Consider the following 24,476-nt stretch of genomic DNA (forward strand, 5'->3'; position numbering starts at 1 on the left):
GCTGCAAAAGTATAGATTTCAAACGTTTTCGTGAAGTATTTTTAAAAAAAATAACCCGCAGTAGAATTTACTGCGGGTTGTTCAAATTATGTAGAGAAACTTACCTCCAGATATAGGTTTGTTCTTCCCCCTGATAATTTACAAAAGTCACGCTCAGTTGTTCAGAAGGGTCTTTAGAATTAATTATGCTTTTCACCTCCGCAACATTAGAAACTTTCTGGTTGTCAATTTTCGTAATGATGACTCCAACCAAAGCTTTAGATTGCTCGTCACCCAGTAGAGATCGACTAATAATCACCCCATTTGTAGTTTGGAATTTTTTGAGATAGTCTTTAGAAGCATTGGCAACCTCCAATCCTATGGCTTGGATAGCAAAAGTTTCATATTTTGTTAATTTTACTTTTATCTGCTTTTCTATGCCATTTCTGATAGCTGTTACAAGCACCGTGTCATCTGGCCTTTTAGAGCCAATATATCCTGTAAGATCAGACATTTTTCTAATTTCGATATTGTCAATTTGCCTAATTACATCTCCTTTTTGAATTCCTGCTTTTGCGGCCCCACTTCCAGAATCTATATCGCCCACAAATACTCCTTGTGATACTTCTAGGTTGAATTCTTTCATGATTCTGTCGTTCACATCACTACCGCTTATGCCTAATACGCCCTGTTGCACATTTCCATATTCCATAATGTCTTCCACTATTTTACGGGCATTATTGGAGGGTACGGCAAAACCATAGCCAATATAACTTCCTGTTTGTGAGGTTATAGCAGTATTAATTCCAATAAGTTCCCCGTTTATATTAACCAAAGCTCCCCCGCTATTTCCTGGGTTTATAGCGGCATCAGTTTGAATGAAAGATTGTGGAGTATTATCTGAAGCATTTAAGTCACGTGCTTTTGCACTTACAATTCCTGCTGTTACGGTAGAAGTTAGATTAAATGGATTTCCCACTGCCAGTACCCATTCGCCTAATTTAATGTTGTTTGAATTTCCAAAAGGAATATATTCTAGATTCTCGCTATCGATCTTGATAAGAGCAATATCCGCTTTGGAATCTGTGCCTATTACTTTGGCTTGAAAGGTTTTATTATTATTTAGGGTAACCTCTAGTTCACTAGCACCCGCAATTACATGATTGTTGGTAACAATATAACCATCGGGACTAATAATTACACCAGAGCCTGCGCCTTGCAAAGCTTTGCCGCTATTGCCTCCCCGGGAATAATATTCCCAAATACTTCTAGGTTTTTCAAATACCGCTACGTTCTTTACGTGTACAACGGCATGAACGGTTTTCTCGGCAGCTTCTGTGAAATCGGCATTAGTGCCATACACGCTGGAATCATAAGAGACGGGTAAAAAATCAGATTTTGAAGTAGTGATAATTTCTTGTTCTTGATAAGGAACCTTCTCATCCATTATCAGTTTATAAGACCCCAATGTAATAACTCCTCCTAGAATAGAAGCTCCTAAAAATGTTGCTACTCTTTTCATTTTGTTTTAATTTTTCAAAATAAATGACTTAAAATTAAAGCTTTCAATATTTATCTAATAATCTTTAACCACCTGTTAACAACGCAAAATTCAGGTAGATTGTTGTACCTTTGTGATATTCAATTAAAGAAGAATGAAACTTGATTTTTATAAATTTCACGGTACTGGAAACGATTTTATAATGGTTGATAACCGTATGGATATTTTCCCCAAAAATGATACCAACCTAATCCATAAACTCTGTCATAGAAGATTTGGCATAGGGGCAGATGGGCTTATCTTGCTTGAAGATTCTTCTAATGTGAATGAAAATTTTGTGATGGTCTATTATAATGCAGATGGTAATCAGAGCAGCATGTGTGGAAATGGTGGAAGATGCCTGGTGGCTTTTGCGAAATTTTTGGGAATTATTGAAGATGAAGCTGTTTTTAATGCGGTAGATGGTTTTCATGAAGCAACTATTACTAATGGTTCAGTTAGCCTTAAAATGCAGGATCTTGAAGTAGATGATATCAATGAAAATGAGTTATTTCTGGATACTGGTTCTCCTCATCACATTGTTTTTTCTGATGAGGTGGGAGATATAGATGTAAAGAAAGAAGGCGCTAAGATTCGCTATTCCGAAAAATATGCACATCAGGGAGGAACCAACGTTAATTTTGTTCAACAAACAGGAGAAAATTCATTTCTGGTTCGTACCTATGAGAGAGGAGTGGAAGATGAGACATATTCCTGCGGAACAGGTGTAACAGCGGTTGCCATTGTTTCTAATGCTATTGCTAAAACAGATGCTAACAACGTAACTCTTGAAACGCCCGGTGGAAAATTAGAAGTTTCATTTGAGAAAAGCGAGGGTGGTTACAAGAATATCTGGCTTACAGGTCCAACCGAGTATGTTTTTAAAGGTCAAATAGAATGTTAACTCTAGAGGGAGATAAAGTATATTTAAGGGCGTTAGAGCCAGAAGACCTCGATTTCATAGTTGAAGTAGAAAATACCGAGGAATTTTGGGAAATAAGCGCAACACGCGTTCCTTATTCAAGGTTCCTTATTAAAAAATACATTCAGAATTCTCATAGAGATATTTTTGACGTGAAGCAGTTACGACTCGTAATTTGTACTATGGAAGATGCTCCTATAGGCCTTATCGATATTTTTGATCTTGAACCTAAAGACAGGCGAGCTGCCTTAGGAATTTTGATTGTGAATGATGAAAACCGAGGAAAGGGCTATGGCGCGCAAGCGCTTTCTCTGGTCTGTGATTATTGTTTTACTCACCTTGGCCTTCATCAGGTATACGCCGGAGTAACTACCGATAATTTAGCGAGTATAAAGCTATTTGAAAATAATAATTTTGAAAAAGTAGGGATCAAGAAAGACTGGATCCTGGTAAACGGAATATTTAAAGACGAGATTCTCTATCAACTAATCAATAATGTATATTAAAAAAATTCTATTTATAATTGCCATCCTTGGTGTAGTGGGGCTTGGCATTTTTAGCTATTCTATTTATAACAGTATTTTTTCTTCCAATACTAAATTCGAAACAGAAACTGTAACGGTATATATTCCTACAGGGGCCAATTACAATACGGTTCGCGACAGCTTAAAGCCTTTCCTGAAAGATATATCTTCTTTAGATGTAATAGCCGATAAAAAAGGCTATGCTGCAAGTGTAAAAGCCGGAAAATACATTCTCAAAAAAAATATGAATAATAACGAGATTGTAAATACCCTGCGTAGCGGTAATCGTCCCGTTCGCGTGATATTCAATAACCAAGACAGGTTAGAGGATCTGGCAGGGAGAATTGCATCTCAAATTGAAGCCGACAGCAGCTCGATAGTAATGGTGATGAAAGATCCTACATTTTTAGCTGAAAATGATCTGGATGAAAAAAATGCGCTTTCCATGTATGTGCCAAATCAATATGAATTTTTCTGGAATACTTCTGCTGAAGGATTTAGAGATAGAATGTTGAAAGAATATAAGCGATTCTGGACAGCAGAGCGTCTGGCGAAAGCTCAAAAAATTGGCCTGACTCCCAGAGAAGTCGCGGTGGTAGCTTCAATAGTTCAAAAGGAAACAGCAAAGGTAGACGAGCGAGCAAAGGTTGCCGGGGTTTATATGAATCGTTATAAAAATGGCTGGAAACTAGATGCCGATCCAACGGTTATTTTCGCTATCAAGCATAAAACAGGCGATTTTGATACTATTATCAAAAGAGTTTTATATAAAGATCTCACCTTGGATTCTCCTTATAATACTTATTTATATAAAGATCTGCCGCCAGGGCCAATTGCAATGCCGGATATTTCCTCTATAGATGCGGTACTTGATTATGAAGATCATGATTATTTCTACTTTGTTGCAGATGTAGAGAACTTTGGATATCATAAATTCGCAGAAAATTTAGCGCAACACAATCGTAATAAACAGGCATATGTGCGTTGGATAAACCAACAGGGGATAAATAGATAGAAAAAAAATATTACTATCATTTATAGAAAAGCCTATAAGTTTCTTTAATTAAGGAATTTATAGGCTTTTTTAATGCAAAATATATCTTTAGAATTGTTTAACAGTCTGTAAATCAAATTAATAAAATTTATTGTATCTTTGCGCGGCGAAATTGGAAGGGGTCCTTGTTATCGACCATTAACTTTCCAGAATCAAAACAATATGAGAAAGAAGGTTGCAAAATTTTCAATTCTACCCATTTTAGCAGGATCTGTCTTTTTTAGTTTTTCAACTAAAGATGCGGCAAACTTAGAGGTCTATGCGACACACCCCAATGAAACTTTTGAGTATACAGCACAAACTATGGAGAATACTCCGGTAGATGTAGTTAAAACTCCTAAGGCATTGCCTAAATTAGGGAAATCCTATATAGGTTTTAAAGAAGCTGTGGCTTTTAAAGAATCTGGTGGCGATTACCAAAGCATTAATGAATATGGTTATATGGGGAAATATCAATTCGGGAAGGGTACCCTTAAATTAATTGGTATTTATAATAGTGAGAATTTCTTGGATTCACCAGAACTGCAGGAAGCTGCATTCTACGCCAATGCTTCAAGAAACAAATGGATTTTAATTAGAGACATTAAAAGATTTGAAGGTAAGAAAATCAACGGTGTGGTAATCACAGAATCGGGGATTTTAGCTGCAGCACATCTTGCAGGACCAGGAAGTGTAAAAAAATACTTGAGAAGTTGGGGTGCAACTGCATTTAGCGATGCATTTGGAACCAGTATTGCGCATTACATGAAGCGTTTTGGAGGGTATGATACTTCCTTTGTACAACCAAATAGACGAGCTAAAGCCATTGTGGCCAACGCTTAGATATCTTTTTGAATAATAAACATAGTAGGCCTTTTATGAAGGTCTACTTTTGTTTTAGCCCAATCGGAAATAGATTTGGTGATAATGTATTCTGAAGGCAGGGTAAGGTCGCATGCAATACATAACTGCGTGGAAGGATGGAGAATTTGTTTCATGTCTTCCAGGAGTTGATTATTTCTATAAGGTGTTTCTATAAAGAGTTGCGCCTGGTTGCGCTCTGCAGAAATTCTTTCCAGCATCTTCAGTTCGTGCTTTCGCTCTTTTTTATCTATAGGGAGGTACCCGTGAAAGGTGAAACTCTGGCCGTTCATTCCGCTTCCCATCAAAGCCAGTAAAATGGAGGAAGGACCCACTAAAGGCACCACTTGTATTCCCATTTGATGGGCCAGTTTTACTACTTCAGCACCGGGATCAGCAACTCCGGGACAGCCTGCTTCACTTAATAAACCGACATCCAGACCTTCTTTACAAGGATCTAAAAAACTCGGGAGATCAGCGGGATTTGTGAATTTGTTTAAAGAATTCAATTTAAGGCTTGACTGTTGCTTATTGGGGTCAACCTGTTTTATAGATTTTCGAGCGGTCTTTTCGTTCTCTACAATATAGTGATCTATTTTGCCAATTATATTTTTAACCATTGCGGGCATCACGTCGAAAGAATTGGATGTGCCCAACGTGGTAGGGATTAAATAAAGTTTTCCGGAATAGTTGAAGTTAGTGATTGGCATACGATATGAGTTGAAATCTGGTAACCTATTAGTGAGGGCTTAATTTTTGTGCAATTATCTCGCAGGCTTCATCCAGCATAACATATACGTTCTCAAAACCGTGATCTCCGCCATGATATGGGTCTGGTACATCTACATTCTCTTCAGGAAAGATCTCATTAAGTATAAGATTAACTTTTTGTTTATCATTTTCATTTCTCGCTAAGGAAATTACATCGTTATAATTAAAATTATCCATCACATAAATGTGATCAAACTCGTCAAAATCTTTAACAGAAAATTGCCTTCCTCGCTGACTGGTAATATCTATTCCATAGCGCTTACCTACTGCAATAGATCGGGTGTCGGGGAGGTCTCCAATGTGGTAATCTCCTGTTCCGGCAGAGTCTACATGAAAATGTTCTGTATTGATCTTCGATTTTAGAATTCCTTCTGCTAGTGGCGATCGGCAAATATTTCCCAAACACACCATTAAAACTCGGGTTTTCATAATGAAGTAGCTTTTATAATGTCAGTTTTTTGTTGAGGTCCTCTACAAATTTCTTGAACTGCTTATCTGTTGCGGCGAGGTTATCAACTGTTTTACAGGCATGTAAAACCGTCGCATGATCACGCTTTCCAATCTGGCTACCTATGCTTGCTAAAGAAGCTTTTGTGAACTTCTTGGCAAAGAACATGGCAAGTTGTCTGGCTTGTACTATATGTCGTTTACGTGTTTTAGACTGCAAAGTTTCTACATCCATTTGGAAATAATCACTTACTATTTTCTGGATATAATCTATAGAAACCTCACGCTTGGTATTCTTTACATAATTATCTACGATCTTCTTCGCTAGCTCAAGTGTAATATCTTTTTTATTGAAAGAAGAATGGGCGATAAGTGAGATAATTGCACCCTCTAACTCTCTAATATTTGTCTTTATGTTATTTGCCAGGAATTCAATAATATCTTCCGGCATTTCAACACCATCACGATATAATTTATTCTTTATAATGGAAACACGTGTTTCAAAATCGGGATGTTGCAATTCGGCTGAAAGTCCCCATTTAAACCTGGAAAGTAAGCGTTGTTCAATATCCTGCATATCTACAGGAGCTTTATCACTGGTTAAAATAACTTGTTTTCCGTTTTGATGTAAATGATTGAAAATATGGAAGAATACATCCTGCGTACCAGCTTTACCTGATAGCAACTGAATATCATCCACGATAAGAACATCTATAATTTGATAGAAATGTATAAAATCATTTCTATTGTTCTTTTTAACCGATTCAATATACTGCTGCGTGAATTTTTCTGCAGAAATATAAAGAACAGTTTTTTCAGGATACTTATCTTTTATGTCAACCCCAATGGCGTGTGCTAAATGGGTCTTTCCTAAACCAACTCCACCAAATACCAATAAAGGATTAAAAGAAGTTCCTCCGGGTTTGTTGGAAACTGCTAACCCTGCAGATCTTGCCAAGCGGTTGGAGTCTCCTTCCAGGAAATTATCAAAATTGTAATTAGGGTTAAGTTGAGATTCTATCTTAACATTCCTGATACCGGGAATAATAAATGGATTTCTAAGCTCGGGGTTCTTGTTTTTGATAGGAACATCCACTTCCTGAGAAGCCATGTGGCTACGTTGTGTGCTAGGAATTTTTTCGGTGAACGGGAGTTTATTCCCATAGGTGTTTTCCATTTTTATCACGTAAACCAATTTGGCTTTTTCACCCAATTCTCTGGTAAGAGAAACCTTTAGTAACTTTACATAATGCTCCTCCAGCCATTCGTAAAAGAACTTAGAGGGCACCTGAATGCTTAAGGCACAATCGGTAAGTTTTACTGCTTGTATCGGCTCAAACCATGTTTTATATGCTTGAGGTGTAATGTTATCTTTGATAAAAGCTAGACAGCTATTCCAAACTGATTGCGCAGTTTTTGACATGCTTCTTGAAAGGTTATTTATTGATTAGTAGTTGGTCTTAAACAAATTGGGAAATAGATTTCCTAATATTTTCGGCAGAACAAATATGTGAACAAATTATCTGAAAAAAAAACCGTTTTGCTGTTGAATTTTAACAAAAAAAAATGCATACTTACTTCCGGGGTATGAATGTACAAAACCTCTGTAAATTATCCTTGTAAATTTCTATGAAAACACACCACACCTATGTTAAAGTTAGATATGCAGAAACCGATCAAATGGGGGTAGTTCACCATGGAAATTATGCGCAATACCTTGAAATAGCCCGAATAGACTGGCTGGAGCAGTTAGGGATCTCTTATGCTTCAATGGAAAAGGAAGGGGTGATGTTACCGGTTTATGAAATGCAGTTCAAATTTATTAAACCTGCAAAATTTGATGATACACTTAAAATCGAAACGAGATTAAAAGAGGTTCCTAGAATAAAAATAGAGTTTGAATATAGTATTTATAATCGGCAGGAAGAGTTACTAACAACCGCATCTACAGTGCTGGTATTTATGAACGCTGTTACAAAGAGACCAATGAAATGTCCAGATTATGTGTTGGAAAAATTAAGTCTTTAGTCCTCGATTTTTTTTATTTCGACTTTATAAATAGATTTGAATTTTTCAAAAATAGCTTCGGCATCTTTTTTTCTTACCGAAATATAGATCTTGCAATCCAGTTCTAATTTTTGTTCAATTATATTGAGGTTGTGTTCCTTAATAATTCTCATCACAATATTCATTTCGGGATAATTGAAACTGATCTCAAACTTCTCGTCAATAGTGCGCGTAACTATCTTGCTAGCTTCCAATGCCATTTGAGCGGCGGTCTTATAGGCATTGATCAAACCGCCAACACCTAGTTTAACGCCTCCAAAATAACGTACCACAACTATTAAGATGTTAGTGACGTCAAAAGACTGGATTTGTCCGTAGATGGGCATCCCAGCCGAGTTTGAGGGTTCGCCATCATCGTTTGCTCTAAATTGATGTTCTTCTTTACCTATTTGCCAGGCGTAGCACCAATGTCTGGCCTGGTGGTGTTTTTTCCTGAGCTCTTCAAGATGTTCTTTAGCTTCCTCTTCCGAAGTAATTGGAAAAGCATATCCAAAAAACTTAGAATTCTTGTCTTTAAATAAGACTTCTTCAGAAGGTTTTAAGATGCGTTTATAGGTGTCTTTCAAAACTGATTAAATTACGCTGTTCGCCACTAAAAGAATACTGATAATCGCCAGGGCGATGCCAATCCAGTTCTTCGGTATTAGTCGTTCTTTAAAGATAAGAATTCCTAGAAGTGTGGAAACTAAAACTATGGCAACATTATTAATGGTGAAGATAGTAGAGCTGTCAAATTTTCCGCCTCTTAACGCCATTACCAAAAAATATATTGAAAAATAATTAGGAATACCCAAGGCAATACCTCCCAAAATATTTTTTAGACTAATAGTTGCTTTGCCTTGTATGCTTTGAACGATAAGCACACCAATACCAATAACTCCTGCAATAGCAAATATTGTAGAAGAAAAGAGGGCGACCTCGGTTTTACTAACATATGAGGCTTCCAAGAATTTTATAAGGGTGTCAATTATTCCACTGCCCAGAAATACCAAGATAGGGTAGATAAGATTTCTTTTTCTAATGGCAATTCCGTCTCTGCGTTTTAAGGAAGTTAAGTATACTGCCGCTAAGGCGAATATAATTCCTACTATCTTTAAAACGCCGGTGCTTTCCTGAAAATAGAATATTCCAAATAATATAGGGATGGCAACCGACATTTTGGTAGCAACCGACACGACTGAAAGACCGCTTCTTTGCGTTGTGATAGCAGCCAGATAAAATACTAGGATAAACAGTATGCCTAAGATCAGGGTGCCGGGAAACCAATCTTTTCCGGGGATTTGAGTGATATCTGTTTCCTTGATAAATCCTAGAAAACCAACCGAGCAGGCTATGAAATAATTGAAAATAATAGCTTGCAAGGTGTTTATCTTGAACTTAGCAAACAGCTTGAAGATTACAAAAATGACACTGGAAGAAAGGATGCTTAGTAGTAAGTATATCAAAACATCTGCTTTTTAACTGTGAATAGATCGATAACGTCTTCGTGCTTTGGATGTATGTTCCATGTCTTAATTCCTAATTTCTCGGCGGCATTGGTATTCTCTTTAGTGTCATCTATAAATAAGCATTCTTCCGGTTTGAGATGATGCTTATTTAGTACAAATTCATATATCTCTGCATCGGGCTTTCGTAAGTTGATCTCATGGGAAAGATAAAATGCATCAAAACAAGTTTTGAATTCCTCGAAGAAAGGCACATTTTCCTTGATCCAATCAATATGAATTTCGTTGGTATTGCTTAACAAGATCAATTTATACTTCTTTTCTTCGGAAAGCTTTTTGAGGAAATCGAACCTGTATTTCGGGAAATCGATTAAAATGGAATTCCAGGCAGTGACGATTTGATGTTCATTTACTTTAGAAAAACTGCTGGTGTATTTAGAAAGGAAATTTTTAGAACTTATTAATCCTTTTTCATATTCCAAATTATGAAGAAGTAATTCTTCAGATAGTTGGGAGATCTCAAGATCCTGCATTGCCCTAAGCGTCGCCACTTTATCTAAATTGACAAATACATCTCCAAAATCGAATATCAAGGTCTTAATTTTTGTCATAGAACTCTAAAGTATCGTTTAAAATTGATTGGGTGAATACTGGTTTTTCTGGGAGTTGCGGAGCTTTTGTCCCGGAATTAAAAGAGATGCTTCCTGTGAAAACTCTTGCTTCATCCCAAAGTCCTTTATCAATAAAGCTTTGTAGTGTTTTACTTCCGCCTTCAATTATTACCGATTGAATCTCTTGTGTGTAAAGTGCTTCACAAATTTGAAAGGGCAGTTCTTTAGTGAAATCTATAGGTTGGTATATGATGTTATGCTGAGATTGAGCAGGATTTTCTTCACAAAAAATTATTGTGTTTACGCTTCCGTCAAATAGGTTGGAATCTTTAGGGATTCTATGTGTTCTGTCTATTGCAATGCGTGTAGGATTTACACCTTTCCAAAGTCGAGTGTTTAACTGTGGGTTGTCGGCAATTGCAGTATTAGTGCCAACTAAAATAGCCTGTTCTTCACTTCGCCATTTATGCACCAACTGTTTAGAATACTTGTTAGTTATCCAGACAGCTTGTCTTTTGGCTACATCTTCTTTTGAGATTTCCGGAGCAAGATATCCATCTTTACTCTTAGCCCATTTTAAAATTATATAAGGTCGTTTTTCTAAATGATAGGTGAAGAAGCGTTTATTCAACGTATGGCATTCTTTTTCCAGAATTCCCACCTGAACTTCGCATCCCGCTTCCAGTAATTTCTTTATTCCTTTACCCGCCACTTTAGCAAAGGGATCTACACTACCAATGACTACCTTTTTAATTCCGCTGGCAATTATAAGATCGCTGCACGGGGGAGTTTTCCCATAGTGGCTGCAAGGCTCTAAACTAACATAGATAGTTGCCTTTTTAAGAAGCGAGGTATCTTTAACTGCATTTATAGCATTGACCTCTGCGTGTGGCTCACCCGCTTTCTTGTGCCAGCCCTCTCCAATTATTTTGTCATTATAAACCAAAACACTACCAACCAAGGGGTTCGGGTAGGTGTTTCCCAGTCCGTTTTCGGCTAGTTGGATACAGCGTTTTATATATTTTTCGTGTATATTCACAGCACAAAAATAGGATTAATTAGTAAGAATGAACAGTTTTACGATACGCGAGATTCAACCCGTAGATAACCAGCAGGTTGCTAAATTAATTCGGGAAGTTCTCATAGAAATGGGAGTACCCAAAGTTGGTACAGCCTATGAAGATACAGCCTTAGATGAGATGTATGAGACTTATGATAATCCCAGAATGCAGTATTTTGTAGTTGAAGAGGAAGGTAAATTGATTGGTGGTTGCGGGATAGCGCCGCTGGCAGGTGAAGAAACTGCTGTGTGCGAACTTCAAAAAATGTACTTTTTACCCGAAGCAAGAGGTCGGGGAGTAGGTGCTAAAATGATGAACACCTGTCTGGAATATGCGAAATCGGAAAATTTTAAAAGCTGTTATCTAGAAACGCTTCCGTATATGGAAAGTGCCAGAAAATTATATGCTCGTACAGGATTTAAATCTTTAGATAAGCCTATGGGGGATACAGGACATTATAGCTGTACCATGTGGATGATTAAAGATCTATAGTATTTTCTATTCAGTATTAATAAGTTTAATTCCTTTCAATTGTTATTATCACAGTTCAAAAATAATTTTATCACTCAGCTCCAAACGGAGTATCCACCTGAGGAAGTTCTTTCTTTTTTCAATATTCTAACCGGTTTTTTTCTTGGAATGAGTCGGTTGCAGGTAGCTTTAGCCCCAGAGAAAGAGCTCTCGCAGGAGGAGTTGAAGCAGTTTGAAAATGCCTTATCCAGATTAGAGGAACATGAGCCTATTCAATACATCACCGGAGTCACAGAGTTTTTTGGTTTGCAATTTAAAGTGAATAAGAATGTTTTGATCCCAAGACCGGAAACGGAGGGGTTGGTGCAATGGATCCTGGATGATATCAGAAATAATCCTAAGAGTTCAGAAATAAAGATCCTGGATATAGGAACCGGGAGTGGTTGTATTGCCATAAGTTTAGCGAAACATCTCCCTGAAGCACAAGTGTGGGCTATGGATGTTTCACCTGAAGCTTTAGAAACAGCAAAAGTAAATGCGGCCCAGAATATTGTGGAGGTGGGTTTTATAGAGCAGGACGTTCTCAATGTAGAACAGCTTTTAGAAAAATATGATATCATAGTTTCTAACCCTCCCTATGTGCGGGAACTGGAGAAAAAGGAAATGCAGCGAAACGTTTTGGAAAATGAACCCGAGTTGGCGCTTTATGTAGAAGATACTAATCCCCTCTTGTTTTATAAAAAAATCACAAATCTAGCTGTGAACGGGCTTCGTGAAAAAGGAAGTTTGTATTTTGAGATCAATCAATACCTAAGCGATGAAACCGCAGAAATGCTAAAGCTAAAGGGATTTTCGAAGGAGCTAAGGAAAGATATCTTTGGGAACTACCGCATGCTTAAAGGAAGTCGATAGGTGTACGCTTATAAAAAGCTGGTTAGTTGAAATGATTTAACACTGGATATATAATGAAAATTGAAAGACTTGAAATAGGGGCAGGGAATATACGGGACCAATTAAAATTTTATAGAGACCTTTTAGGGTTTGAAATTCAAAATTATAAAGAGTCTTCTTTTGAGATCCAAACAGGCTATTCCGTATTGAAGTTTGTAGAAAATCAAGATTTTACTCCCTATCATATTGCATTTCATATTCCGGATAAGCAAGAAGAGAAAGCTTTAAACTGGCTTAAGGATAATGTTCAAATTCTTAAGAACAACAATCAGGAGATTATAAATTTTAGCAACTGGAACGCAAAATCGATTTATTTTTATGACGCCGATAAGAACATAGTCGAATTCATTTCCCGTAGAAATTCTAATAAGCCCAGTTCTGCAATTTTTTCAGGGGAGAGTATTTTGGGTATAAGTGAAATTGGCTTAGCAACCTCTAATATTAAAGAAAAGTTTGAAATCTTGGAAACTGCCGGATTAGAACAATATGATGGTAATTTTGAGGAATTTTGTGCCATAGGGGATGATGAAGGTTTGATAATTACTATCAATAAGAATTTGAAGTCCTGGTTTCCTACCGGAGATAGTGCGTATTCGTCAAATTTCAGCATAGAATTTAATCATAGGGGAAAAGCTTATAATTTTCTTTTTGAAGAAGATCAGTTAAAACAAATCAATTAGAATCCATATAATTCAGAATACAATTTTTAAATGAATATTGAAGAAAAAATAAATCAGCTAAGAGAAGAGTTACGAGAGCATAATAGGAATTATTACATTCTGGATGCGCCTGTAATAAGCGATTTTGATTTTGATATGAAGCTGAAAGAACTACAGGAGCTGGAAGAAAAGCACCCTGAATTCTTTGATGCAAATTCCCCTTCTCAACGCGTGGGAGGTGCAATTACTAAGAACTTTGAAACGGTGGTGCATGAATTTCCTATGTATTCCCTGTCTAATTCTTATTCAAAAGAAGAATTGGAAGATTGGGAAAAGCGACTGTTGAAACTGGTTGATGGGGAAGTGAATTATGTGTGCGAATTGAAATATGACGGAGCTTCAATTAGCCTAACCTATGAGCATGGGAAATTGGAAAGAGCAGTCACGCGAGGTGATGGAACCCAAGGTGATAATGTAACCAATAATGTAAAGACCATTCGTTCTGTTCCGCTTCAGCTAAATGGAGATTATCCTGAAAAATTTGCCATTCGGGGAGAGATCGTTCTGCCTTATGAAGGTTTTGCGAAAATGAATGCGGAACGTGTTGATCTTGGGGAAGAACCTTATTCTAATCCTAGAAATACAGCTTCCGGAAGTTTGAAATTACAAGATAGTGCTGAGGTTTCTAAAAGACCTTTAGAATGTTTATTATATAGTTTAGTGGGCGAGAAACTTGGAGTGAGCTCTCAATTTGAAAGCTTGGAAGCCGCAAGAAACTGGGGCTTTAAGGTTCCAGGGGAGGCTAAGCTTGTTAAAAGTATGAAAGAGGTATTCGAATTTATCGAATATTGGGATAAACACCGTCACGATCTTCCATATGAAACAGATGGGGTTGTTGTGAAGGTAAATAGCTTTCGGCAGCAAGAAGAATTAGGTTTTACGGCTAAGTCACCTCGTTGGGCCATTGCTTATAAATTCAAGGCAGAGCAGGAGGCTACTCGTTTACACAAAATCACCTACCAGGTTGGTAGAACAGGTGCTATTACTCCGGTTGCGAACTTAGAACCAGTACAATTAGCAGGAACCATTGTAAAAAGAGCCTCTTTGCATAATGCCGATCAAATAGAAAAACTTGATATACGGGAAGAAGATGTGGTTTTTGTTGAAAAAGGAGGGGAGATCATTCCAAAAATAGTAGGGGTAGACTTTACTAAGCGCTCTCCTAATTCTATACCAACGCAATTTATAGCCAATTGCCCCGAATGTGATACGCCTTTAGTAAGAAATGAAGGTGAGGCGTTGCATTATTGTCCAAATGCCGTTGGGTGTCCTCCTCAAATTATAGGAAGGATTCAGCATTTTATTTCTCGAAAGGCTATGGATATTGAAGGTCTTGGAGGAGAAACAGTAGCTTTACTGGTGAGTGCAGGTTTGATTGAGAATTATGCCGACTTGTACGAGCTTAAAAAAGAGCAATTACTTCCCTTGGAGCGCATGGCAGAAAAGTCTGCTGAAAATCTCATTTTAGGGGTTCAGAAATCTTTGGAGATCCCTTTTGAACGGGTTTTATTCGCTTTGGGAATACGATATGTTGGGGAGACGGTTGCTAAAAAACTGGCCAAACACTATAAGAATATCGATGCCTTAGCTGCAGCTTCAGGAGAGCAGCTTGTAAATGTAGATGAAATAGGGGAGCGTATTGCGCAAAGTGTGCGGAGTTTCTTCGATTTGGAAGAAAGCCAGCAGCTTATTCAGCGCTTAAAGGGATATGGATTACAACTGGAGATATCGGCAGATAAGTTGGCAAATCAAACCGATAAACTTCAGGGAAATACCTTTGTGATTTCCGGAGTGTTTTCGAAAGTTTCTAGAACAGAGCTAAAAAAGTTGATAGAGGATAATGGCGGAAAAGTTTCCAGTTCCATTTCTTCAAAAACCAATTATCTGGTTGCAGGAGACAATATGGGACCAAGTAAATTAGCTAAAGCCGAAAAAGTGGGAACCACTATTCTGAGCGAAGACCAATTCTTGGAAATGGTGCAATAATAAGATTTTCAGAAAATAAAAGGAGGGGTATTATACTGCAATACTTACTCCTTTTGATTCTATCTTATTCTCATGATCTAAGTAAAAGTCAATTCTACCCAAGTATACGCCGTAGCAGCCTACTTGGTTTACCAGTACGCTTTTACCCGCTTTATTGGTGTGTACTTCCGGTCTTTCTAAGAAAGTGTGGGTGTGACCACCAATAATAAGGTCGATGTCTTTTGTTAATCTGGCCAGCTCCACATCACAAATTTTATCTTCATAGCTATAGTTATAACCTAAATGTGAGAGGCAGATTACCAGATCACATTTTTGTTCCTCTTTTAGAATACGGGCCATATCGGTAGCAACTTCTACCGGATCCAGATATTTCGTTTCCTTATAAAGGGAATCGGTAACCAGGCCTTGCAATTCTACTCCTAGTCCAAAAACACCAATTTTAATTCCGTCTTTAACAAAGATTTTATGAGGTTGGGTATGCCCATCCATAATGGTATTGCTGAAATCGTAATTTGAAATTATAAAAGGGAAATCGGCGTGCGGCAACTGAGCGTAGAGTCCGTCTATCCCGTTGTCGAAATCGTGATTACCAATAGTAGCAGCGTCATATTTTAGTTTACTCATCAATTTGAATTCCAGTTCTCCTCCATAAAAGTTGAAATATGGAGTTCCCTGAAAGATATCGCCCGCATCTAATAACAGGGTGTTGGGATTCTCATTTCTTATTTGCTGCACCAAAGTGGCGCGTCTTGCAACTCCACCCATATTGGGGTTTTTTGGATCGTTGGGTCCAAATGCTTCAATGTGGCTGTGCACATCATTGGTGTGTAGTATAGTGATATGCTTACGGGTGTTCTCTTTAAAAGACATGCTAAGCCCACCTAACCCGATAAGCGCTCCTGCTGCTGCGGTTTGCTGAATAAAATTCCTTCTTTTCATGTCTTAGGGTATTTGGATATATCGGTTATCAATAGCAGTGCTAATAGTATCGATTTTAGTGAAATAATCGATAATGGTATTTCTTAATTTATAGTCGGTACGGTACAATTTTACCGGTTCTTTGAAAAAAATCATATTGTCTCCTCCGGTCTGTAAATAATCGGAAGTAGCAACCAGGTAATTCCTGTTGGTCTCAATTTCTTTGCCTTTTACCTTTGCTGAAATCACCTTGTAATTTTTATCAACTTTAAGCTGAATACCACTTACGGGGTGGGCAGTTTTAGAATTCTCAAGATAGGTAAGCAGTTCTCTGGTTTTTTGACCGGACAGCTCTACTACCACGATTTCATTTTCAAAAGGCATTAGCTGATAAGCGGTACGGCTTGTAACATTTCCTTTTCCAATACTGGCCCTAATTCCGCCATGATTAAGAAGTACGAAGTCGATATCTTTTCCGGTACGGCTGTGAAATATGGGGTTCACCTGTTCCATAATAATATCAGCCATTAAGTTTCCTATGGCTGTATTTAATTCGCCTTCACTTTTATCCAAATTAGTGGGGTTATAGGCCAATGGAGTGTCCAGCGTTTCATTCAGATGTTCAGAATATGGTTTGATGAAATTTTGAATGCTGGTGTCGGCTGTAATGCTATTATTTATAGGGATTCTTGTGCCTGTAATTTCTGCAGTTTGATATTTTGTAGTTGTGCAAGACAGTACACCCAGCATCATGATAGCCGATAAGATGTTTTTTATACTCATTATTAACAATGGAGTTTTTAAGATGTGACAAAGATAAAGAGATTTTGAAAAGGCATGCCTGTTTCTTAAAGTGAACTTTCTATTGTAAATTTAAGAGGAATGAATAGTTCAATTATTTCAATTTTATATATTTACTCGCCTTAATATCTATATGAATATAAAATTACTCCCAATTTCATGCATTCTTCTTGTAGTTTGTGTGAATTTTTATGCCATAGTTTCTGATCTTTTCCTTCTGGAAAATCTTACTTATATCTTATATTTCCTCATTTTCTTCTTTTTCCTACTTAAAAAACGACACGGCTTTAATGGTCTTATGTTATTATTTCAGGTGTGCAATATTTTAGCCTATGTAGCTCGCCTTTTTAGCGGGAAATGGTTCGTGGAATTGTCGCTTGTGTTCTTTTCTATAGCCTACACCGCGATAATTATAGAAAGTTCTAAACATATTAAGATCAAGAATGCCAATTATTATATGTTTGGCTACCTTTTAATTATTCTGGGGATCAATGCATATTTCATGTGGCAACATCTCTTTGAGATCAAGGTATATTTAAGGACTCCGCTCGAATATTACTTTTATTCGCTTTTCTATTTGAATTTGATGATCTTGGGAATTACCGCTTTTGTATATTATTTAAATTCCTATTCCACCAAATCGATGTATTTCATTTCCTTGGCACTCTGTATCATTTTTTCTGATGTTCTAAAGGATATGAGTTTGTTCTATTTTAAGGATATAAGCGTGGAGATCGCTCAAAGTGTTATTCGTCTGGGAAGTGCGTTTTTTGTAATGTTATTTTTCATTACAAAAGAAAAAAAGTTACGTTTGCTAAATGTTGTGTAGCCTACACTTACTTTCCTGAGATTCGCGTTATTCTTAACCCAAAAGTTATTCATTATTTAACTATGATTTTTAAAGGCATAAAACTTGCTGCTTTCAAGAGAAAAATTGCTCGGTTGGCAGAGAATAAATACAGGGAAACTAGCGTTTCGTCTATTAAAACCATTGCAATTATCCTTGATATTAAAAATTATAAATATCTGGAGGTCTTAAAGCAGGTAGGGGAGCAACTGGACTTGCAGGAAGATGATCTGAAAATAGCGATGTACACTGAAAAATCGATAGATGTAGAAGGATATAAGGGAATGTTGTTCAGTTTAAAAGATATCAGTCTTACTGCGGAAATAAATAATTCTGAATTGAGCGATTTTACGAAGCAGGACATTGATTTACTTATTACTTTTACCGACGAAAACAATACTGCCGTACATTTGTTGACCGCTTATTGCAACGCGGGTATCAAGGTGGGAAGATTTCAGAAGAATGAAGCCTTATTGGATTGGATAATAAAATCTGAAGATAATGCTCAGGTTTTTGTAGACGAATTGATCAATTATATTAAAAAGTTAAAATTATCACAGCATGAATAAATTAACCGGAACAGGAGTGGCGTTAATTACGCCTTTTAACGATGATCTTTCGGTAGATGTAAATGCGCTTTCAGGTTTGGTAAAGAATCAAATTGAAAACGGCATAGATTACCTGGTTGTTCTAGGAACTACCGGAGAAACCGCTACGCTTTCTTCAGAAGAGAAGAAATTAGTGATTTCCACAGTAATAGAAGCAAATAACGGCAAGTTGCCATTAGTATTGGGAATTGGAGGAAATAATACCCATGCAGTAGTAGAAGAATTAAAAAGTACAGACCTTTCAGCATTTGCAGCGGTACTTTCGGTATCGCCTTATTATAACAAGCCTACACAAGAAGGAATCTATCAGCATTATAAAATGCTTGCCGAAGCATCCCCTAAACCTATTATAATATACAATGTTCCTGGAAGAACGGCTTCCAACATTTTACCGGCTACAGTGTTGAGAATAGCAAAAGATTGTCCTAACATTATTGGAATAAAGGAAGCGGCGGGAGACATAGTGCAGGCTATGCGTCTTACAGCTGTTCTCCCTGAGGAGTTTCTTGTAATTTCAGGGGACGATATGGTTACCTTACCCATGATACTTGCTGGTGGTCACGGTGTAATATCAGTTATTGGGCAGGGATTTCCTTCTGAATTTTCAGAAATGGTGCGTTTAGGATTGGCGGGCAATGTTAAAGAAGCTTATAAATTACATTATAAAATAGCTCCTTCAATAGACCTTATTTTTGCTGAAGGGAACCCCGCAGGAATAAAAGCTTTATTAGCTTTGAAAGGATTGGTTGAAAATAAGGTGCGTTTGCCGCTTGTGGCCGCTTCCGGCAGCCTTGTAAATGATTTAAAAAACTTTATTGAAAAGTTTTAAATGCGTGTTAAATGCAGTCCATTTTTGCTGCAAATGAAGTTTTTATAATAGAATAGAAAAGAGTACTTTTGCCAGATGTTTTTACAAATGAAGAAAAAAGGATTATTGTTATTAGGGTTGTTTTTGGTGCTAACTTCATGTGGTGAGTATCAAAAAGTGTTGAAAAGTGAAGAGCCGGGAGTGAAATATACCATGGCAGAAAAACTTTATAACCAAGCCAAAGAAGAGAACAGTAAAGCTAAATTCAGAAAGGCTTTAAGGTTATTGGAGCAAATTGTACCTCAATATAGAGGAAAGCCGCAAGGAGAGAAACTCGCTTTTCTTTATGCAGATTCCTATTTTGAATTAAAGGATAGCTATAATGCGGGGTATCAATTTGAAAGGTTTACTCAATCATATCCTAATAGTGATAAAGTAGAAGAGGCGGCTTTTAAAAGCGCTAAAAGTTACTACTTTCTGTCTCCCAGGTACGACCTAGATCAAACAGAGACCGTAAAAGCAATAGATGAATTACAAAAATATATAGATGCCTATCCTAACGGCGAGTATCTTGAAGAAGCCAATGTACTTGCTGCAGATTTAAGAGTGAAGTTGGAGAAAAAGGCCTATGAAATTGCAAAGCAATACCACCATACCACCAATTACAAATCGGCTATAGTGGCGTTTAATAATTTTATTACCGAATACCCTGGTTCTCCATTTAGAGAAGCAGCTTTTTATTACAGGTTCGATTCAGCATATAAATTAGCTATTAATAGCTATCAATATTTAATGAAAGAACGTTTGGAGACCGCTAAAGGTTTTTACAATAATTATCAAAAATATTATCCGGAAGGGAGTGTTTACTACAACCAGTTGCAAACCGATTTTCAGGATTTAGATACAAGACTTCAAAATTTTTAATTACGACAGATGATGGATTTAAAAAAGATTAACGCACCGATAAACACTACCACTATCGATAAGAATAAGGTAGATGCGCCTACAGATAATATCTATGAGGCTATTTCGGTTATTTCTAAAAGAGCAACTCAAATTAATTCTGAGATCAAAAAAGAGCTTTTAGAGAAGTTGGATGAATTCGCTACCTATAATGATAGTTTGGATGAAGTTTTTGAGAATAAAGAACAAATTGAAGTTTCTAAATTCTACGAAAAATTACCAAAGCCACATTCTTTGGCAGTTCAGGAATGGTTAGAAGACAAGGTTTACTATCGTCATACCAACGAAGCTTCAGAAGAAGTATAAACCATGAGTGTACTAGAGGGTAAAAAGGTACTATTGGGCGTAACTGCCGGTATTGCTGCGTATAAAACGGCCCCCTTGGTAAGATTGTTTGTAAAAGCCGGAGCTCAGGTACGTGTTGTAATGACGCCGGCGGCAAAGGAGTTTGTAACTCCGCTCACACTTTCCACACTTTCAAAAAATGAGGTGATCTCTTCTTTTACACAGGAAGATGATAATGCCACATGGAACAATCACGTAGAACTCGGCCTTTGGGCCGATTTTATGCTTATAGCTCCTGCTACGGCTAATACCTTATCAAAAATGGCAACAGGAGCCAGTAATAATATTTTGCTGGCTACTTATTTGTCGGCTAAATGCCCTGTATACATTGCTCCTGCGATGGATCTGGACATGTATAAACATCCCGCTACCAGAGCAAGCCTGGAAACCCTAACAACTTTTGGAAATATCATTATCCCTGCCGAATCGGGCGAACTTGCCAGCGGACTGGTAGGAGAAGGGAGAATGGCAGAACCTGAAAATATTATCAGCTTTATTGAAAGCGAGCTTCTGGATAAATTACCCTTGCGTAATAAGAAAATTCTTATTACTGCGGGGCCAACATACGAAGCTATAGACCCTGTGCGTTTCATAGGAAATCATTCCAGTGGAAAAATGGGTTTTGAACTTGCCAAGGAAGCAGCGAAATTAGGCGCTGAGGTGGTTTTGATTTCCGGACCTACGCATTTACAGCTTGAAAATTCTATGGTGCAGTTAGTTCGAGTTACCAGCGCTCAACAAATGTATGAGGCTGTACATGAGGTTTTTGAAGAAGTAGATGTAGTGATCGCAGCTGCAGCAGTCTCCGATTATAAGCCCAAAACCGTGGCTTCTCAAAAAATGAAGAAAAAGGAAACTTCGTTAACTATAGAGCTCACGCCTACACCAGATATCCTTGGGTCTTTAGGGAAGATCAAAAAACATCAAAAATTGATAGGTTTCGCTTTAGAGACTAACAATGAGCTGGAACATGCTAAGGGGAAACTAGAGCGTAAGAATCTGGATTTCATAGTGCTTAATTCTATGAATGACAAAGGAGCCGGATTTAAAAAGGACACCAATAAAATAAGCATCATTACTAAGGAAGATGTTATGTCGTATGGGTTAAAACCCAAATCGGATGTAGCTGTCGATATTTTACATGAAGTAATAAATCTGTTGCATGAATAAATTTGTACTTATACTGGTATTGTTCGTTGGGCTGTCAGTTTCAGCTCAGGAGTTGAATTGTGAGGTAGTTGTAAATGCTGAACAAACAGGAAGAACCAATTTAAGTGTTTTTAAGACCTTGCAGCAATCCTTGTCCGAATTTGTGAACAAAACCAATTGGACTTCAGTAGATTATAGATCGAATGAGCGTATAAACTGCAGCATTTTTATAAATATCACTAGTTTTGAGAATGAGTCTTTTTCAGGAAGCATTCAGGTGCAGTCTTCTCGACCTGTATTTGGCTCCTCGTTTGTTAGTCCGGTTTTTAACTTTAACGACGAGCAATTTAATTTTACTTACAGAGAATTCGAGCCTTTAAATTATAGCGAGAACTCCTATAGTAACAATCTTGTTTCTGTAATTTCTTTTTACGTATATACTATTTTAGGTTTGGATGCCGATACCTTCAAACAGGAAGGTGGCACTGCTTTTTATGAGGCTGCTAACAGGATTGTAAATACTGCACAACAAGGAAATTCTGTAGGCTGGAAAGCCGCAGATGGAATGCGTTCCAGGTATATGCTTAACCAGAATTTACTGTCGAATGCATTCGTGGAATATAGAACCGCCTTGTATAAGTACCACAGGTTAGGTTTAGATATTATGCATAAGGATGCGAAGACAGGAAAGCAACTTATTGCAACTTCTTTAGTAGGTTTGAACAAACTAAACGATACCCGCCCAAATTCACTTTTAATGAGGGTGTTTTTTGATGCCAAAGCCCAAGAGATCGAACAAATTTTTAGTGCCGGTCCTTCGGTGCGTGTAACAGAACTCACAGATGCTTTGAATCGCATGGCACCGCTATATGCAGAAAATTGGCGCAAGATTCAATTCTGATACTTTCCCTTTTGATTGGGAACAAATTCTCTTGTATCTTTAGCAACAAATCTATAACACATTGCTAACAGCTTTATCCATTAAAAACTACGCCCTTATAGAAGATATTCAAATACATCTTCAAAAGGGTTTTACTATTATTACCGGGGAGACCGGTGCCGGAAAATCTATTATGTTGGGTGCATTGGGCTTGCTTCTTGGAAAGCGTGCCGATTATAGTGCTATTCGAAATTCAAAGAACAAGTGCATAATAGAAGGAGTTTTTGATATCTCTAATTACCGATTAGAATCCTTTTTTGAAAAGGAAGATCTGGATTACGAGAAGAATACTATTATAAGAAGAGAGATCCTCTCTTCCGGGAAATCACGAGCCTTTATAAACGACACTCCCGTTACCTTACCTGTATTGGTGAAGTTGGGAGATTTCTTAATAGATATACACGGGCAACACCAAACCCTGAGTTTAGGGGAGAATCAATATCAGTTTCAGGTAATAGATACTCTTGCCAAGAATCAGGAGGTAATCGCAGAGTATCAGAAAGGATTGAGGACCTACAAGAAACTTCAGCATAAACTTACTGAACTAAAAGAAGCGCAGGCACAAGCCATTAAAGAGCATGATTATAATGTGTTTCTTTTGAATGAACTTGACGCAGCCAAACTAAAAGCTGATATGCTGCCAGATCTTGAAGAGCGGTATGAAGAACTTAGCAATGTGGAGACTCTTACCGAACATTTAGGGGGAGCTATAGATATTATTCAGAAGGAGGAAATTGGAGCCTTATCTCAACTCAAAGATGCCCGAAATAATTTGAATAAGATTGCCGGGTTTTCGGCCAATTATGCCGGTTTGAAAGATAGGGTAGATAGCGTGATCATCGAACTGGATGATATAGCCCAGGAATTAGAAACATCTTTAGACAGGGTAGAAGCCAATCCGGAAGAATTAGAACAGGTGAATGCCAGATTACAGGTGGTATATAATCTTCAAAAGAAACATTCTGCAGAAAGTGTGGCAGAGCTGCTTGCTATTCAAAATGAATTAAGTGCGAAAGTGGCGCTTACCGAAAATGCCGAAGCCGACATGGAAAAGGTGAACAAAGAGATCGTTCATCAAAAAGAAGTCCTGGAAGCTGTTTCTAAAAAACTACATGATAACAGAGCAATAGTAATTCCCGGTTTTATTAAGGAAGTTGAAAAAATAGTTACCGAGCTGGGAATGCCAAATGCCCGATTAAAGATCGATCTAAAATTGCAAAAGGAATTTCTGGCAAATGGGCAGGATCAATTACTTTGGTATTTATCTGCCAATAAAGGAGGAGATTTCACCGAACTTAAAAAAGCTGCTTCGGGAGGTGAACTTTCGCGTATTATGCTGGCAGTAAAAAGTATTTTGGCAACCCAAAGCAAATTGCCAACCATTATCTTTGATGAGATCGACACCGGGGTTTCGGGAGATATCGCTCAGAAAATGGGAGGAATACTTCAAAATATGGGGCATTCTATGCAGGTGATTGCAATAACTCACTTACCACAAATTGCAGGGAAAGGAAGTAAACACTTCAAGATATATAAGGAAGATGTGGCAGATGAAACCAAGACCAATATAAAAGAGTTACAGCCCGAAGAACGTATTCAGGAACTGGCAATGATGCTTGGTGGAAATACCCTTAGCGAATCGGCGATGGCGCATGCAAAATCACTACTTAATTAAATCAAGTTTGTTATATTTACCAGCTTAATACAAC

At 37.5% G+C, this 24,476-nt stretch carries 27 protein-coding genes; 17 read left to right on the top strand and 10 right to left on the bottom strand.

Annotated features, from left to right (window positions below; genetic code table 11):
- Positions 1–100: 100 nt before the first annotated feature.
- On the bottom strand, positions 101–1,501 hold the full coding sequence (locus L1I30_RS04445) for a S1C family serine protease (protein ID WP_236133064.1): 1,401 nt from the start codon (positions 1,499–1,501) through the stop codon (positions 101–103).
- A 133-nt stretch (positions 1,502–1,634) separates the two neighbouring features.
- Between L1I30_RS04445 and dapF the strand changes: the two genes are divergently transcribed.
- The 4 genes from dapF to L1I30_RS04465 all read left to right on the top strand — a co-directional run bounded on the left by dapF (position 1,635) and on the right by L1I30_RS04465 (position 4,841).
- Positions 1,635–2,423 (top strand): diaminopimelate epimerase, encoded by a 789-nt coding sequence (dapF, locus tag L1I30_RS04450; RefSeq protein WP_236133065.1) that lies wholly within the window; start codon positions 1,635–1,637, stop codon positions 2,421–2,423.
- Positions 2,417–2,947, top strand: coding sequence for a GNAT family N-acetyltransferase (locus L1I30_RS04455; RefSeq protein WP_236133066.1), 531 nt, complete (start codon positions 2,417–2,419; stop codon positions 2,945–2,947). Before dapF ends, L1I30_RS04455 begins: the two co-directional genes overlap by 7 nt.
- Positions 2,937–3,980 carry an endolytic transglycosylase MltG gene (gene mltG / locus L1I30_RS04460; protein ID WP_236133067.1) on the top strand — a complete coding sequence of 348 codons (1,044 nt, stop codon included), beginning with the start codon at positions 2,937–2,939 and terminating at the stop codon, positions 3,978–3,980. The genes L1I30_RS04455 and mltG overlap by 11 nt, the downstream gene beginning before the upstream one ends.
- Positions 3,981–4,181: 201 nt before the next feature.
- On the top strand, positions 4,182–4,841 hold the full coding sequence (locus L1I30_RS04465) for a peptidoglycan-binding protein LysM (RefSeq protein WP_236133068.1): 660 nt from the start codon (positions 4,182–4,184) through the stop codon (positions 4,839–4,841).
- Here L1I30_RS04465 and L1I30_RS04470 read toward each other — a convergent pair.
- Genes L1I30_RS04470 through dnaA form a run of 3 tightly spaced genes read right to left on the bottom strand, consistent with a single transcriptional unit; the run spans position 4,838 to position 7,500 of the window.
- Positions 4,838–5,569 carry an SAM-dependent methyltransferase gene (locus L1I30_RS04470; protein WP_236133069.1) on the bottom strand — a complete coding sequence of 244 codons (732 nt, stop codon included), beginning with the start codon at positions 5,567–5,569 and terminating at the stop codon, positions 4,838–4,840. The genes L1I30_RS04465 and L1I30_RS04470 overlap by 4 nt on opposite strands.
- 28 nt (positions 5,570–5,597) lie before the next feature.
- Positions 5,598–6,059 carry a low molecular weight protein-tyrosine-phosphatase gene (locus L1I30_RS04475; RefSeq protein ID WP_236133070.1) on the bottom strand — a complete coding sequence of 154 codons (462 nt, stop codon included), beginning with the start codon at positions 6,057–6,059 and terminating at the stop codon, positions 5,598–5,600.
- A 13-nt stretch (positions 6,060–6,072) separates the two neighbouring features.
- Positions 6,073–7,500 (bottom strand): chromosomal replication initiator protein DnaA, encoded by a 1,428-nt coding sequence (gene dnaA, locus L1I30_RS04480; RefSeq protein ID WP_236133071.1) that lies wholly within the window; start codon positions 7,498–7,500, stop codon positions 6,073–6,075.
- 206 nt (positions 7,501–7,706) lie between these two features.
- On the opposite strand from dnaA, the gene L1I30_RS04485 reads away from it, so the two are divergent.
- Positions 7,707–8,105 (top strand): acyl-CoA thioesterase, encoded by a 399-nt coding sequence (locus L1I30_RS04485; protein WP_236133072.1) that lies wholly within the window; start codon positions 7,707–7,709, stop codon positions 8,103–8,105.
- Here L1I30_RS04485 and L1I30_RS04490 read toward each other — a convergent pair.
- From L1I30_RS04490 to ribD, 4 genes are read right to left on the bottom strand one after another with little or no spacing between them, the layout of a single operon-like run.
- Positions 8,102–8,710 (bottom strand): IMPACT family protein, encoded by a 609-nt coding sequence (locus L1I30_RS04490; protein ID WP_236133073.1) that lies wholly within the window; start codon positions 8,708–8,710, stop codon positions 8,102–8,104. The genes L1I30_RS04485 and L1I30_RS04490 overlap by 4 nt on opposite strands.
- 6 nt (positions 8,711–8,716) lie before the next feature.
- Complete coding sequence (locus L1I30_RS04495; protein ID WP_236133074.1) at positions 8,717–9,589, bottom strand: EamA family transporter; 873 nt, start codon at positions 9,587–9,589, stop codon at positions 8,717–8,719.
- Positions 9,586–10,200 carry an HAD family hydrolase gene (locus L1I30_RS04500; protein ID WP_236133075.1) on the bottom strand — a complete coding sequence of 205 codons (615 nt, stop codon included), beginning with the start codon at positions 10,198–10,200 and terminating at the stop codon, positions 9,586–9,588. Before L1I30_RS04500 ends, L1I30_RS04495 begins: the two co-directional genes overlap by 4 nt.
- Complete coding sequence (ribD, locus tag L1I30_RS04505) at positions 10,187–11,239, bottom strand: bifunctional diaminohydroxyphosphoribosylaminopyrimidine deaminase/5-amino-6-(5-phosphoribosylamino)uracil reductase RibD (protein WP_236133076.1); 1,053 nt, start codon at positions 11,237–11,239, stop codon at positions 10,187–10,189. The genes L1I30_RS04500 and ribD overlap by 14 nt, the downstream gene beginning before the upstream one ends.
- A gap of 28 nt (positions 11,240–11,267) precedes the next feature.
- On the opposite strand from ribD, the gene L1I30_RS04510 reads away from it, so the two are divergent.
- From L1I30_RS04510 to ligA, 4 genes are read left to right on the top strand one after another with little or no spacing between them, the layout of a single operon-like run.
- A complete protein-coding gene (locus tag L1I30_RS04510) occupies positions 11,268–11,753 on the top strand; it encodes a GNAT family N-acetyltransferase (protein ID WP_236133077.1) in 486 nt (161 codons plus the stop codon).
- 39 nt (positions 11,754–11,792) lie between these two features.
- Positions 11,793–12,644 (top strand): peptide chain release factor N(5)-glutamine methyltransferase, encoded by an 852-nt coding sequence (gene prmC, locus L1I30_RS04515; protein ID WP_236133078.1) that lies wholly within the window; start codon positions 11,793–11,795, stop codon positions 12,642–12,644.
- 53 nt (positions 12,645–12,697) lie between these two features.
- A complete protein-coding gene (locus L1I30_RS04520) occupies positions 12,698–13,363 on the top strand; it encodes a VOC family protein (RefSeq protein WP_236133079.1) in 666 nt (221 codons plus the stop codon).
- A gap of 30 nt (positions 13,364–13,393) precedes the next feature.
- Entirely contained in the window at positions 13,394–15,388 is a 1,995-nt protein-coding gene (gene ligA, locus L1I30_RS04525) for an NAD-dependent DNA ligase LigA (protein WP_236133080.1), read from the top strand.
- A 30-nt stretch (positions 15,389–15,418) separates the two neighbouring features.
- Here the strand turns inward: ligA and L1I30_RS04530 are convergent, their stop codons facing one another.
- Both L1I30_RS04530 and L1I30_RS04535 read right to left on the bottom strand, forming a co-directional pair.
- Positions 15,419–16,327 (bottom strand): bifunctional metallophosphatase/5'-nucleotidase, encoded by a 909-nt coding sequence (locus L1I30_RS04530; protein WP_236133081.1) that lies wholly within the window; start codon positions 16,325–16,327, stop codon positions 15,419–15,421.
- Between the two features lie 3 nt (positions 16,328–16,330).
- Positions 16,331–17,089 (bottom strand): 5'-nucleotidase C-terminal domain-containing protein, encoded by a 759-nt coding sequence (locus L1I30_RS04535; protein WP_236133082.1) that lies wholly within the window; start codon positions 17,087–17,089, stop codon positions 16,331–16,333.
- 151 nt (positions 17,090–17,240) lie between these two features.
- Between L1I30_RS04535 and L1I30_RS04540 the strand changes: the two genes are divergently transcribed.
- From L1I30_RS04540 to recN, 8 genes are all read left to right on the top strand, one after another.
- Entirely contained in the window at positions 17,241–17,936 is a 696-nt protein-coding gene (locus L1I30_RS04540; RefSeq protein ID WP_236133083.1) for a hypothetical protein, read from the top strand.
- Positions 17,937–17,998: 62 nt separating this feature from the next.
- Entirely contained in the window at positions 17,999–18,523 is a 525-nt protein-coding gene (locus tag L1I30_RS04545; protein ID WP_236133084.1) for a DUF6913 domain-containing protein, read from the top strand.
- On the top strand, positions 18,516–19,391 hold the full coding sequence (dapA, locus tag L1I30_RS04550) for a 4-hydroxy-tetrahydrodipicolinate synthase (protein ID WP_236133085.1): 876 nt from the start codon (positions 18,516–18,518) through the stop codon (positions 19,389–19,391). Before L1I30_RS04545 ends, dapA begins: the two co-directional genes overlap by 8 nt.
- 75 nt (positions 19,392–19,466) lie before the next feature.
- Positions 19,467–20,294 carry an outer membrane protein assembly factor BamD gene (locus L1I30_RS04555; protein ID WP_373314915.1) on the top strand — a complete coding sequence of 276 codons (828 nt, stop codon included), beginning with the start codon at positions 19,467–19,469 and terminating at the stop codon, positions 20,292–20,294.
- 12 nt (positions 20,295–20,306) lie between these two features.
- On the top strand, positions 20,307–20,639 hold the full coding sequence (locus L1I30_RS04560) for a DNA-directed RNA polymerase subunit omega (protein WP_236133582.1): 333 nt from the start codon (positions 20,307–20,309) through the stop codon (positions 20,637–20,639).
- Between the two features lie 3 nt (positions 20,640–20,642).
- Positions 20,643–21,848, top strand: a complete 1,206-nt coding sequence (gene coaBC / locus L1I30_RS04565) for a bifunctional phosphopantothenoylcysteine decarboxylase/phosphopantothenate--cysteine ligase CoaBC (protein ID WP_236133087.1) — start codon at positions 20,643–20,645, stop codon at positions 21,846–21,848.
- Positions 21,841–22,728, top strand: a complete 888-nt coding sequence (gene porD, locus L1I30_RS04570) for a type IX secretion system protein PorD (RefSeq protein ID WP_236133088.1) — start codon at positions 21,841–21,843, stop codon at positions 22,726–22,728. Before coaBC ends, porD begins: the two co-directional genes overlap by 8 nt.
- 61 nt (positions 22,729–22,789) lie before the next feature.
- Positions 22,790–24,442 carry a DNA repair protein RecN gene (gene recN, locus L1I30_RS04575; protein ID WP_236133089.1) on the top strand — a complete coding sequence of 551 codons (1,653 nt, stop codon included), beginning with the start codon at positions 22,790–22,792 and terminating at the stop codon, positions 24,440–24,442.
- The last annotated feature ends 34 nt before the right edge of the window (positions 24,443–24,476 follow it).

The organism is Gillisia lutea (genome assembly GCF_021568705.1).
In the GTDB taxonomy this organism is placed as follows: Bacteria; Bacteroidota; Bacteroidia; order Flavobacteriales; family Flavobacteriaceae; genus Gillisia; species Gillisia lutea.

Bases quoted from the DNA above. Each gene is read 5' to 3' on its own strand.
- L1I30_RS04445 (WP_236133064.1), bottom strand. From the start codon at position 1,501: ATGAAAAGAGTAGCAACATTTTTAGGAGCTTCTATTCTAGGAGGAGTT.
- dapF (WP_236133065.1), top strand. From the start codon at position 1,635: ATGAAACTTGATTTTTATAAATTTCACGGTACTGGAAACGATTTTATA.
- L1I30_RS04455 (WP_236133066.1), top strand. From the start codon at position 2,417: ATGTTAACTCTAGAGGGAGATAAAGTATATTTAAGGGCGTTAGAGCCA.
- mltG (WP_236133067.1), top strand. From the start codon at position 2,937: ATGTATATTAAAAAAATTCTATTTATAATTGCCATCCTTGGTGTAGTG.
- L1I30_RS04465 (WP_236133068.1), top strand. From the start codon at position 4,182: ATGAGAAAGAAGGTTGCAAAATTTTCAATTCTACCCATTTTAGCAGGA.
- L1I30_RS04470 (WP_236133069.1), bottom strand. From the start codon at position 5,569: ATGCCAATCACTAACTTCAACTATTCCGGAAAACTTTATTTAATCCCT.
- L1I30_RS04475 (WP_236133070.1), bottom strand. From the start codon at position 6,059: ATGAAAACCCGAGTTTTAATGGTGTGTTTGGGAAATATTTGCCGATCG.
- dnaA (WP_236133071.1), bottom strand. From the start codon at position 7,500: ATGTCAAAAACTGCGCAATCAGTTTGGAATAGCTGTCTAGCTTTTATC.
- L1I30_RS04485 (WP_236133072.1), top strand. From the start codon at position 7,707: ATGAAAACACACCACACCTATGTTAAAGTTAGATATGCAGAAACCGAT.
- L1I30_RS04500 (WP_236133075.1), bottom strand. From the start codon at position 10,200: ATGACAAAAATTAAGACCTTGATATTCGATTTTGGAGATGTATTTGTC.
- L1I30_RS04510 (WP_236133077.1), top strand. From the start codon at position 11,268: ATGAACAGTTTTACGATACGCGAGATTCAACCCGTAGATAACCAGCAG.
- L1I30_RS04520 (WP_236133079.1), top strand. From the start codon at position 12,698: ATGAAAATTGAAAGACTTGAAATAGGGGCAGGGAATATACGGGACCAA.
- ligA (WP_236133080.1), top strand. From the start codon at position 13,394: ATGAATATTGAAGAAAAAATAAATCAGCTAAGAGAAGAGTTACGAGAG.
- L1I30_RS04530 (WP_236133081.1), bottom strand. From the start codon at position 16,327: ATGAAAAGAAGGAATTTTATTCAGCAAACCGCAGCAGCAGGAGCGCTT.
- L1I30_RS04535 (WP_236133082.1), bottom strand. From the start codon at position 17,089: ATGAGTATAAAAAACATCTTATCGGCTATCATGATGCTGGGTGTACTG.
- L1I30_RS04540 (WP_236133083.1), top strand. From the start codon at position 17,241: ATGAATATAAAATTACTCCCAATTTCATGCATTCTTCTTGTAGTTTGT.
- L1I30_RS04545 (WP_236133084.1), top strand. From the start codon at position 17,999: ATGATTTTTAAAGGCATAAAACTTGCTGCTTTCAAGAGAAAAATTGCT.
- dapA (WP_236133085.1), top strand. From the start codon at position 18,516: ATGAATAAATTAACCGGAACAGGAGTGGCGTTAATTACGCCTTTTAAC.
- L1I30_RS04555 (WP_373314915.1), top strand. From the start codon at position 19,467: ATGTTTTTACAAATGAAGAAAAAAGGATTATTGTTATTAGGGTTGTTT.
- L1I30_RS04560 (WP_236133582.1), top strand. From the start codon at position 20,307: ATGGATTTAAAAAAGATTAACGCACCGATAAACACTACCACTATCGAT.
- coaBC (WP_236133087.1), top strand. From the start codon at position 20,643: ATGAGTGTACTAGAGGGTAAAAAGGTACTATTGGGCGTAACTGCCGGT.
- porD (WP_236133088.1), top strand. From the start codon at position 21,841: ATGAATAAATTTGTACTTATACTGGTATTGTTCGTTGGGCTGTCAGTT.